The organism is Corynebacterium sp. HMSC072A02 (assembly GCF_001810085.1).
Lineage (GTDB): Bacteria > Actinomycetota > Actinomycetes > Mycobacteriales > Mycobacteriaceae > Corynebacterium > Corynebacterium hesseae.
Window position 1 is genome coordinate 1 of record NZ_KV799875.1, and the last position, 10,940, is coordinate 10,940.

A 10,940-nucleotide genomic window follows, 5' to 3' on the forward strand; every position below is an offset into this window, starting at 1 on the left:
AGCTGAGGTAGGAACTAAACCCAGGACGCTTCAGTTGATACCGGGCCGGGGTGGGTCGGCCCGGACCGTCGGTATTAGTCGTCTGGGGTGGTTGGGGCGGTGGCTTTGCGCATGTCGAAGTCTCCGATATGGATTCGGTGGCCGTTGTTGAGGCGGCTTACGAGTGAGTCGGCTCCGACTCTGTCTGGCAGTGTTTCAACCCAGTAGGCGGCAGCTGATTGGGAGGAGATTAGTGTTGGCAGCCTTCTGATGCCGCCGAAGGCAGTGACATACTCCAGACTGCTAAAGGGAACCTGTTCCTTACGATATGTGTGAGGTCTCAAAGTAGTGTGGATGCCAGTGCGAAGTACGTCCGACCACCAGCGATGAAATAACTCTCATACTCGTGGGCCCGGCCCCCGGAAAGTAGACACGTCGGAGGTTAGCTATGGTGCTTGGGCCAGTGCAGCTGATGTGCGTGCTTCGAGAAGACATCGGGGGGCTAAAAGGTTGCACCAGGTGTGTCGTCTGCGCGTGCTGTACCGCATGCACCATCGGAAGAGTTCTTGGCGGCAGACGATGGGATTGTCAAAGACCTTCCGATCACGCAGAACTTCACGCTTTAAGGTGACGTTAAACATCCCTAAGGGAATCACGCTTCGCGTTCATCACACAAGCAGGACTTTCTATACTAGCCGTCTTAGGACAAGCTTCTTTTTGATGACATAACGAGCCCCTGCAAATTCTCAGCAGCTTGGTGCTGTAGGCCTCATATGGTGAAGGTCCCCGACCCTGCGGGGGTAATTCATCCTACTGTTCTCCCAACTTAGAAAACAGTATTCAAACAACTACTCGAGACATGTTCATGCCAGTGCCTTCCAGACTTCCTCCGACCATAAGTTCGGAATCACTAATTTTCCAAGTGTGTGAAGAGGACCGCACCGTAACGTAGTTAAATCTATCAGATGAATAGATTTTGTATCCTCGCTCCACAGCTCTCCGGAGAAACGAGGAATCTTCACCCACCTTTTTATCTTCAAATTCAATATCTTCGAGAACTCCTGCTCGAAATACGAGTGTTGCACCAGCCACTAGCTCAGACCAATGGTGCTCAAAGTCGGGTCTTCGACGAATAAGCAAGTCCGACTTGCGCAAGTAGACGTACGTACAGCCTTTACCTACTACGTCAGCTTGCGACCATCCTAGTGTATTTACTTGGTCGCGAAGATAGTTTGGAAAGTAATAGTCGTCGTCATCGAAACGCGCAACAAACTCACCTTGTGCGGCATTTGTAAGACGGTTTAGGACCCTGCCTAAGCTTTCATGAGGTGGAATATCCAAGAACTCAATCCCTCTAAAACCACTATTCGATTCTAGACGCTCCAAAATTCGCCTCTTAGCCCCATCATCAAGAGCGAAACCGTGAAGACCAATGAGAACCTCAAAATTAACTCCCCTCTGCCCGGCGACTTGCGAAACTATATGCTCCATTTGTGCAGGTCGTTTCGTCGGAAGAATAATTGATATCAAAGAGCTATGTTCCCATTGATCGTCAATTCGTCCCACCGTTCGCAATATTTGTTCAGCCCGATGGGTGTAGGTGTGCCCTTCCCAAATAATCCTCTGCCCCTTGTGCACTTCCCGTTCGACGAGCTCTTTCGACTCAAGAAGTTTCGATACGACATTTTTAGCTTCAGAAGCATTCGATGCCCGAAACAAACCCCGGCCTGCGAACAACTGTCCTGCCGGACTGTAAGCGCTAACTACTGGAGTCCCACAAGCTATAAGCTCCCAAACACGCCTCGACATCATTGTTTGCGAATCGACAACACTATCCACATTGATAAACGCTTTAAATCTACGGTAGGCGGTTAAGACTTCACTATAGGGAATCGCGCCGCCCAAATAGTCCTTAAATTCCGTAGGGAATTGATACCGGTCTGGGCCGCCTGCGTGACGCGAAAAGATAACCACCGGCTCGCGCCTATTACTAGCAGCTGATATTGCACCGCGCAGGAGAGCGACAAGATTTTGCCCTCGTTCATCAAACTTGTCTCTATAGAATGTACCCGCGAATGCCACACCCCTTCTTTCAGGGAAGGAGTTCCACTTGACTGGATTATGCATTGGCACACTTGCAGCAAATTGCAAGACTCCAACCCTGTCCTGGCCGAGTACATCGGCGTACTTTTCTACCATCTCGACAGCACTTGTGAAAACAAAATCGCACATACACGCTACCGGAAAGAAGTCTGCAAAGTGAGGTGGATCTTCCTTATTCCAAAAGACCACAGGAACATCTGCTCTTTTAGCTCGCTTTTTCAGCTCGACAAGCTCTGACGGCACACCGTTGGTCAGCTTTCCTTTCCAAGAACCAGCTTCTCCGAGCCACGCTGATTCAACTAAGAGAAAGGACCATGTTTTAACTTCATCCAGTGAAGGTAGTTGGTTTGATATCACTGGAAAGGTCGAAAACTCCTTGCTCCAAGCAGCAGCAGAAAACTCATCGGCAATTAAGCCAATTTTATGCGACGAAAACAAGCCTTCCCACTGCAGCGATTGATAACTCCCCAGGCGACTCCCTAGTAGCTTGACATATGGAGGCGTACGTAACCCACTTAGCAACCCAGCACCGCCGGGACCACCTACTCCCCCACCAAATGCAGAATCCAGCTTCCGCCTTCTCGCAAACGTCTGCACCTGCTCAATACCACCGTGGCGGAAGTGCCACACAGCTTTTCGCAAGTCTGCTGACGACCAAATCAATGTAGCGTCCCCATCTTTTGCATATCAACCAAAGTACACTATCATCATACGGCTAGCGTTCCACTATGGAGAGCTTCCCAACACGCATTAACCGATTGGAAGATGGAATGGGCAAACACCGTAGAAAAAGTTTACCCCAGCAAGATTCTAGTGACGATGCTTTCTCAAGCAGGAAGGTCACCTCACGAGGCGACTATACGGTGCACATCGATGCTGGGAATTTAAAAGTCCTGGATACCCGCCCACCTCTCCTTCGCTACTTGCGCCAGCTATGGGGCAGACGTGAATACATTTGGGCAGAGTCGACCGCGGGTACGCTGAGGGTGGATAAGGACTTTAAGCTGGGCCGCCTTTGGCTTATTTTCCAACCACTTTGCGACGCAGCCATCTACATTATTATGTTTGGCCTACTGCTAAAGACCTCACGGGGAATTGATAATTTTATTGGCTTCGTCACAATTGGAATCGTCTATTTCGGTTTCATTAATCGGCTATTGCTGCTGGGGTCTGGCCTTCTAAGGACACAGAAGAATATGATAGTTTCTTTTAAGTTTCCACGAGCCGCCGTACCACTATCAAAAGCCTTGTCCCAAGGAATAGAATGCATCCCAGCGGCTTGTGTTGCTATTCTTGTCGGCTTAATTGCGCAATGGGACCATCCAGTGCATTGGACGCTCTTGCTCGTACCCATCGCCTACATTGGAATTATTCTCTTCAGTACCGGCCTCTTGCTTATAACTGCCAGAATCACTGCATTTCTCCCAGATCTGAAACCACTATTAGCACTCATATCTCGGTTTTGGCTATATGGATCCGGTGTATTTTACTCGATCGACACGTTCATTAATCACCCAGTTTTGGTCACTATAATGAAGGCAAACCCCGCATTTGTGTACCTTTCAGCTGTTCGAGATTTGGCTCTATACGGGAATATTCCTTCTGTTTCAAGCTGGATTCAGATGGCAGCTTGGTCATTCGGAACCCTAATTTTTGGAATACTATTCTTTTGGCAAGCTGAAGAAAGGTACGTGCGTGCTCTCCAATAGCGGTGGTAGCCGTCATTCTATAATGCAACCCATAGTCGTCACCCAAAATGTTTCTAAAACGTTTCAGATCCGAGATGGTCGCGGATCCTTCTTTAGGAAGCGAACCGCGAGTGAGGTACACAGCCTAGTCGATGCTAATTTTGTGGCATACGAAGGTGATTTCGTCGGAATTATCGGCCAAAACGGCTCAGGAAAGTCAACATTCCTCAACCTAATTGCTGGAAACGAAGCTCCAACTTCGGGAAGGATTTTAGTTAGGGATCAACCTGTACTACTCGGCATCTCGGCTGCGCTGAAACCGCAATTGTCTGGGCGGCAAAACGTCCTCCTAGGACTAATGGCTATGGGTGCAGATAGTGAGTACGTCGAACAAGAATTTCCTCGTATTGTTGAGCTGTCAGGAATAGGGTCGGCGATTGACCGGCCGATGGAAACGTATTCTGCAGGAATGGGAGCCCGCTTAAGATTTGCTATCGCTACTGCAATTCAGCCGGATATTCTTTTAATTGATGAAGCCCTCTCTGCCGGCGATGCTGCTTTTGCTAAACGGGCAAAGCGACGCATGGACGAATTGCTAGAGCGTGCAGGCACTGTTCTGCTTGTCACCCATGCCACCGACGTCATAAACAGTATGTGCAATCGAGCGATTTGGATCCATGAGAGTAGAATTATCGCTGACGATAGCCCAGAAGTGGTCACCGATGCTTATAGGCAGTGGGCCGAGTTCGCTTCTGCAGAAGAATCCACTACCGCTGAAGACTTTATTGCCGGCGTCGAACTCAATTACCGAAAGCCGAGTATCGTACTTCGCTATTAGTTTCTTAACCATACATTGACCAATGTCCAGCGCATAGACACCTTCGTATCAACTCAAAATTAGCCGAGAAGGGCAGCCCACGCGCTTTAGCGACCTTCTTCAGGAGTTGTCGCAGATTGACACCAAAGAAGTCAAGAACCACCTAGCTCGGGCCCGATCCGCAAGAGACTTCATACAATACCAAAGAGTCGAGGTTGCAATAGCCCCTCAACATCGTACAGTTTGCAGTTTCTCCGCCCGGCTCGAAAGAATTCCACGCGATTTACCACCTGAAGAGCCTGTTCGACCATCGTTACCAAAGTTTGGTTTGATAGATCAGGCACTCTGCGGTTACATCTAAGTCTGCAACAGCTTAGTCCGTGTCTCCCACACAATAGCCTAGTTCGGAGGTGTTATGTCCATAGGTTTTTGGACATAACAGAGCAAGCCGAGGCGGGGTATGCCACATACGTAAATTGAGGTGATTGAGCCCAATACTGGCTAGCCCCTCCATCGGATCCGTGGCGGATACAAATCTCTCAACGGTCCCTTCTACGCAGCCAAACAGCGGCTTTCATGTGATAGTCCTCCCCCGTAATCCTCAATACAACGCTGTTCGATGAACAGCGTTGGTTTGCTTAAAACCGGTAAGTGCTTTGAACAGATTAACAACTGGTAGGTTGCACCAAGGGCCAAACCGCCCTAGATATGGTTCCTACATAGTCTAAAGAAAGATTGGAGGGGTACCTAGATCACTCCACTACTACACGAATATTGGATACATAAGGTGACAATTTTCCGTTTTCGCCCTTCCTGAGCATCCTCACGCTTTATAGATCACTCAATTCTACATTGTCACTACTTACCTCAAACAAAGGCAATGCTTTCATTAAAAATATCTGTATACTGATTTTGCCTTTGGGCGGCCAGGTGCGACTTTTTGAGTTAAAAATATAGCACTTGAGTGAGAACATCGAGCATTCAGGAATGTTCTACATACTCAAACGAGACCCCTGTGCCGGTGAATTATCACAGTGCACGATATATCTTCCTGTACCTACGCGCGTTGCTTCTCCAAGAATGCTGCTTCGCCCACGATCTCCCTAATTCTAGTTGTAATGCACTGTATTCGCCAAGCTGTTCTATGCACTTAGCCAATGCGTCCGAATTCTCGGGTTCAAAGTACTTAGCGTATTGGCCTGTAATTTCTCGAACTGCGGGCAAGTCACTCGCTATGACGGGCACGCCAAGAGCTTGAGCCTGTAACGCTTTAATTGGCGTTACTTTCCTGCAGACAGGAGTATTTCGGCGGGGAAGCACGAATGCATCAAGAACTGCATACCACTTCCAAATAGATTCGTTCGGCTGCCGCCCAACGAACAAGACTCGGTCCGACAGCCCTAGTTCTCTCGCTTGCTTTTCAAGCTCGATACGAGCGCTTCCATCGCCGACGATTAACACTCGAACATCTGACAGGAGAGCTGCTGCGCTTAACAGGACGTCAAGTCCCTCATACCCGACGACTGAAGTAACGGTACCAACCGTTTTAACGTCTTCTAGCCCTAGTTCTTTCCGCAACAATGACCGATCAAGCTCTCCTTCTACTGGTGCATCGTGAACGGCATTCGGTACCACGGTAATCTTTTCTCGTGAAACGCCTCGGTCATGGAGCTCAGCTTTGGAAACTTCGCTCAAAGCTACTACCGCGTTGGCAGCCATCATGCATAACGTTTCTTGACGACGAGCAAGCTGATAAAAATCAGACTTCAGCAAAACGTGTTGTCGCTCAGCCGGCTGCTTCGACAGCCAAGTACTCTCAAGCTCCCCTCGAACTTCGTATACCCACGGTATGCCTAGCTGTCTCGCAGCTTCCGCCACTACTAATGCATTATTGTAATCAGTCGTGGTGTGAAGAATGTTCGCGCCGACTTCTCTCGCCAGGTCGACTAATAGCTCAACTTCAATCTCAAGTCGTTTAAGAAGTGAACCCGGGTAGCTGCTAGGAAGGCTCCGGAAATAGGGAATCCCTTCCACAACTTCGCAATTTTTTCTGGGCCATTTGCCGACGACCAACGGATAGGCCAAACGGGTCATAGCTGCAACACGGATTCCTGATTGACTCAGAGCAAGCAGCGTGTTGTGGGATCTGTAAGTGTATCCCGACATGGTGTGAGGCAAACTATTTGTTAGGTAGAACAGTACGCAAGGTGCACCGTCCTGTTTCGGCTTGCGAAGCTCTGAAGCAGCGTTGACCCGCGTAACCTTCTTTTCTAGCAGTTGTAGGCGTTCGCTCGCTCTGGCTACTCTATGTTTGTCCGCTCTGCTTAGCTCTTCATAGCTGGTAGATTCCGTTCCTGATGCGAGGATCTCTTGAAGCGCACTCAACTCGCCTTCGTCGAGCATTCTTTGGACGGCAGTCTTCCGATGTGGAATAGACGGAAAATACTTGAGACCTGCACGGAGAGGCGAAAGCTTAAGGCGTTGAAATACCTTCTCGAGAAAGAGTGCTGGGTCGTCTGAGGCCATCTTAAACATTGCCGAACACAAAAGCCGCGAAGTGCGAGCATAGTGTATTAACCGTCTACGCATATTCATTCACTTCGCCTTACTACAGTTGAAATAATCTTACTGACCGTGCGAGGGGTTTCGTGACTACGTTGCTGCTTTACCCAACTTGCTCCACTATCAGATACCTCCAAGCCCTTAGGGTTCCACACTAGTTGTGTCCAAAGCTCTGCCAATGCCTTCGGATCATTCGGCCTCACTACCGTACCTGCATTCAACCCCGCAATGATGGAAGCTGCTTCTCCTTGGACCACAGCAGAAATGTGAATACCTGCTTCCATTAATTCATACACCTTGGATGGGACCGTGCGCTTAAGGGGTTCCCAATCCGCAAGATGAACAAGCGCGGTATCAGCCCACTGGTAATACTCTTCTAGGCTGTCTGCAGGGTGCTTAGGTTCAAAGCTCACTGCGCTTCCTAAGTCTTTGGAGATTCGTTGCAGTTCAGGCTTTGCCGCTCCACTTCCAACAAATCTCAACCGCACATCCACGCCTTGCTGGATACAGAGTTTGAGGGCATCAACTGCATTCTGAAGATCTTGCGCTCGCCCTATTGTCCCAGCGTACAAAACTCTCAATGTCCCGGAAGTAGCCAGATTCCTGTTAGTTTTGAACTTTGTAGCCGCAGGAAAAACGTTTCGAATCGTAAAAACCAGAGGCGTGGCTCCGTTTCGTATTAGCACAGCTCGCTGTCTTAGGTCCTTAGCAAGCTCGCTCGACGTCGAAATGATGGCGTCTGCTTCTCGCATACTCCGGTATAGAACTCGCTGCGTTAGCCACGAAACGATTTGAAAAAGCCCAACGGAAAGCACTCTCTGCCTGAACGACTTTTTCCCTGTTCCTTCGTTCCAGCTATCAGCCTCTTTTAACAAATCAGGCCAAGCATCACGCAGATCGATAACGTAGGGAGCCTGAAATCTCTTGCTAGCCAGCCAAGTCACTGCCGACGTCGGCAAAGCAGGAACAGTCCCGAAGATTAAATCCGGCCTGTAGCCTTTTAACGAGCCTCCAGCGGCAAGGAGAACCTGTAATGATCCCAAAGCCACGGCAGCTTGATTAAATGCACGTATCGTTAGTGATGTACCCCCAGGAAAGAAACCACTGCGCACGATACGCTCACCGGATGGGCCGGTCTCAGATTCCTTTCGAGGGAGAAACCCACGAGCTTTTACCCATCGGGGGAATGACATCCTTCGGTCATAGTGCGCAGGCGGCGCGACAACAGTCACCGAATGCCCTTGCTCTTTCAGGATTTCTGCCAGCCATCCCCATCGACGTTGAGGCACACCATTTTCTGGGTACCAGTATTGGGAAATAACGAGGATTTGCAAGCTTTTCATCCATCTTCTACACGAGTCAGCTGGACATTCATCAAAATCTCCATCAAACAGCGAATTGGTCAAGACTCTAGAACGACAATAATACGTCTAGCCATCCCAATCCCAATTAACTGAAAGATGCCGCCAGAAACGGGTGTGCATGCCGCCAGAAACGGGTGTGCGCGCCTATTTCCAGATTCCCTTGGTATCGATCACAGTCTTTCCTTCGATAATGGCCGGATCCATCTCGATAAATTCTTTATGATTAACAAGAAGCAAAACAATGTCGGCGTCTGCAACAGCTCCTTGAAGATCTTGCTTCTTGAGATTGGAAATCGCCGACAGCGGCTCAGGGAGTTCTGGGACATTTGGTTCGACCACACGAATATCCAACTCTGGGTTTTCCTGCCCAAGTTGCTTGACGATATTCAAGGACGGGGATTCGCGCAAATCATCGATATCGTTCTTGAAGGCGATGCCTAACGCAGCAACGACAGCATCTTGCTTATCGGCAAGGGCTTCCTTAACCTTCTTAATTACCCATTGAGGCTTTCCGTCATTAACTTCACGCGCCATTCTGATGATCCGTGCTTCTTCAGGTACCGAAGAAACGATAAACCAAGGATCCACTGCAATACAGTGTCCGCCGACTCCTGGGCCAGGCTGAAGGATGTTGACACGCGGGTGGTGGTTGGCAAGATCAATTAGCTCCCAAACGTCGATACCAAGTCGATCACTAATCAGGGAGAGTTCGTTTGCAAAGGCGATATTGACATCGCGGAAAGAGTTCTCCGTCAACTTTGCCATCTCTGCAGTAGTTGCATTGGTCTGCAGCAGCTCGGCAGTACAGAACGTCCCATAAAGGTCGCAGGCCATCTGAGTGCCTTTAGGAGTTAAACCACCAATAACTCGATCGTTGTTCTCCATCTCCTCCATAATTCGCCCAGGCAAAACTCGCTCAGGACAGTGTGCAACAAAGATCGCGCCCTCTGCATCTTCATCCAAAGAAAGGTCAGGCCTAAGCTCGATAATGTGCTTCGCCATTGCCTCAGTGGTACCAGGAGGGGAGGTCGACTCAAGGACCACGAGTGCACCTGGCCGTAGGTGGGGTGCCATAGCTTCTGCGGCTGCATTGATGTATTTGGTATCAACCTTGTAGTTGTCACGGAATGGCGTCGGCACACAAACAATGTACGCGTCAGCCTGAATCTGCTCTGCCTGCGCCTTCAAGAATCCCTCATCTACGACACGCTTTAGCAAAGCCTCAAAACCAGGCTCAAAGAAGGGAACCTCTCCCTTATTAATCGAATCTACGAACTCCGGATTAACATCAACACCGGTCACCTTGACACCCTTTGACGCAATAAAAGCCGCGGTAGGGAGCCCGATATACCCCAGACCAACAACACATACCGAGTTAAACTTCGTGGCCGACTTTTCTGCGGTTGCCATTTAGAACCTTTCTAGGTTAATTACTTGCTTCCCCTATATTAGGCATTCGGTCGCTCCGTTGCCGACATTAGGCCCATTTCGCCGATCCACGAAGCGTTCAACCACATACCCCACACATGGCCACCCAAACCCATTAAGAATGAGAAGAAAGAACACCTCTAAGCAGGCGATTTGCCTCTTGGCTCACGAGCACTATATAGTTACTTCTCGTTGCACAGAGCGAAGCGAGTTGCTCGGCAGCATACACATATTCCTCCATAGCTCAGTTGGCAGAGCATTCGACTGTTAATCGAAGGGTCACTGGTTCGAGCCCAGTTGGAGGAGCATCTGCAGGCCCCTTCTACTAGATAATTTCTGGTGGAAGGGGTTGCTACATTTTCGCTCAGGCGCGCACCGGCGGCGGGCGTTTTGCGCATGCAGTGGAAATGCAGCGGCGTTTTGGCTTAAGGGACATTTCGTGTGGATTTAGCTGCGTCTAACCCAGCCTTTTCTTATGCCTAAGCTGGGGTTCCATGCGTTGTCGGTGTAGGTGTCGTATGTGGCCGGTCGCCCGTCCGGGGGCCGCGTCGTGTGAGTTCTTTTTCGCCCAGGCTGCGCGTGCTGCTTTCCCCCTTTGCGTCCGAAGCCTTGATGACTGGCTGGTCCCAATGGAGCTACAGGGGCTCTGGAGTGGACGTAGTGGTAGGAATGGGCCTTGGCGCACCAGCCGCAGGTTACCTACCACAGGCCTAGGACTACTCGGTGTTGATTTCGCCGATCGGGCTGTTGGAACCGATCCAAAATCAAGATCACTGCATTATCCCAGGCTGCCCCGGGAATCCGTATCGGTTTATCCACACGAAATGTCCCTTAAGCCGGCGTTTTAGCGCCCGGCCACCACAAGGTGAAACAGCCACGCAATCAGCGCGAAACTTTGAACACCACCGTTCATTGCCACAAAGATGGACTTGCCACCTACGGAAATAGCCGAAAACTAAAGCGCCCCTGTTGCGACCGGCTATTTGGTAGCAGTGTCGT

6 protein-coding genes, 1 tRNA gene and 2 pseudogenes are annotated in these 10,940 nt (G+C 49.8%); 3 read left to right on the forward strand and 6 right to left on the reverse strand.

Annotation, left to right across the window (positions count from 1 at the left end):
• Nucleotides 1-74 precede the first annotated feature (74 nt).
• Both HMPREF2698_RS13665 and HMPREF2698_RS13085 read right to left on the reverse strand, forming a co-directional pair.
• Nucleotides 75-245 (reverse strand): annotated as a pseudogene (locus HMPREF2698_RS13665) (ATP-binding protein); the annotation flags it as partial.
• Nucleotides 246-819: 574 nt separating this feature from the next.
• Entirely contained in the window at nucleotides 820-2,712 is a 1,893-nt protein-coding gene (locus HMPREF2698_RS13085) for a glycosyltransferase family protein (protein WP_141748957.1), read from the reverse strand.
• Between the two features lie 98 nt (nucleotides 2,713-2,810).
• Between HMPREF2698_RS13085 and HMPREF2698_RS11965 the strand changes: the two genes are divergently transcribed.
• Both HMPREF2698_RS11965 and HMPREF2698_RS13090 read left to right on the forward strand, forming a co-directional pair.
• On the forward strand, nucleotides 2,811-3,791 hold the full coding sequence (locus HMPREF2698_RS11965) for an ABC transporter permease (protein WP_083303845.1): 981 nt from the start codon (nucleotides 2,811-2,813) through the stop codon (nucleotides 3,789-3,791).
• Nucleotides 3,778-4,608 (forward strand): ABC transporter ATP-binding protein, encoded by an 831-nt coding sequence (locus HMPREF2698_RS13090; protein WP_083303846.1) that lies wholly within the window; start codon nucleotides 3,778-3,780, stop codon nucleotides 4,606-4,608. Before HMPREF2698_RS11965 ends, HMPREF2698_RS13090 begins: the two co-directional genes overlap by 14 nt.
• Nucleotides 4,609-5,616: 1,008 nt before the next feature.
• On the opposite strand, the gene HMPREF2698_RS11975 is transcribed toward HMPREF2698_RS13090, so the two are convergent.
• The 3 genes from HMPREF2698_RS11975 to wecC form a co-directional block, all read right to left on the reverse strand.
• Nucleotides 5,617-7,122, reverse strand: coding sequence for a glycosyltransferase family 4 protein (locus HMPREF2698_RS11975; RefSeq protein ID WP_168164031.1), 1,506 nt, complete (start codon nucleotides 7,120-7,122; stop codon nucleotides 5,617-5,619).
• Nucleotides 7,123-7,178: 56 nt separating this feature from the next.
• Nucleotides 7,179-8,555, reverse strand: a complete 1,377-nt coding sequence (locus HMPREF2698_RS13095) for a glycosyltransferase family 4 protein (protein WP_246819471.1) — start codon at nucleotides 8,553-8,555, stop codon at nucleotides 7,179-7,181.
• Nucleotides 8,556-8,657: 102 nt separating this feature from the next.
• Nucleotides 8,658-9,923, reverse strand: coding sequence for a UDP-N-acetyl-D-mannosamine dehydrogenase (wecC, locus tag HMPREF2698_RS11980; RefSeq protein WP_070564998.1), 1,266 nt, complete (start codon nucleotides 9,921-9,923; stop codon nucleotides 8,658-8,660).
• 251 nt (nucleotides 9,924-10,174) lie between these two features.
• Between wecC and HMPREF2698_RS11985 the strand changes: the two genes are divergently transcribed.
• Nucleotides 10,175-10,247 (forward strand) — tRNA-Asn (locus HMPREF2698_RS11985).
• A gap of 141 nt (nucleotides 10,248-10,388) precedes the next feature.
• Here HMPREF2698_RS11985 and HMPREF2698_RS13780 read toward each other — a convergent pair.
• Nucleotides 10,389-10,601 (reverse strand): annotated as a pseudogene (locus tag HMPREF2698_RS13780) (IS256 family transposase); the annotation flags it as partial.
• Nucleotides 10,602-10,940: the final 339 nt, after the last annotated feature.

Bases quoted from the DNA above. Each gene is read 5' to 3' on its own strand.
- HMPREF2698_RS11965 (WP_083303845.1), top strand. From the start codon at position 2,811: ATGGAGAGCTTCCCAACACGCATTAACCGATTGGAAGATGGAATGGGC.
- HMPREF2698_RS11975 (WP_168164031.1), bottom strand. From the start codon at position 7,122: ATGTTTAAGATGGCCTCAGACGACCCAGCACTCTTTCTCGAGAAGGTA.
- wecC (WP_070564998.1), bottom strand. From the start codon at position 9,923: ATGGCAACCGCAGAAAAGTCGGCCACGAAGTTTAACTCGGTATGTGTT.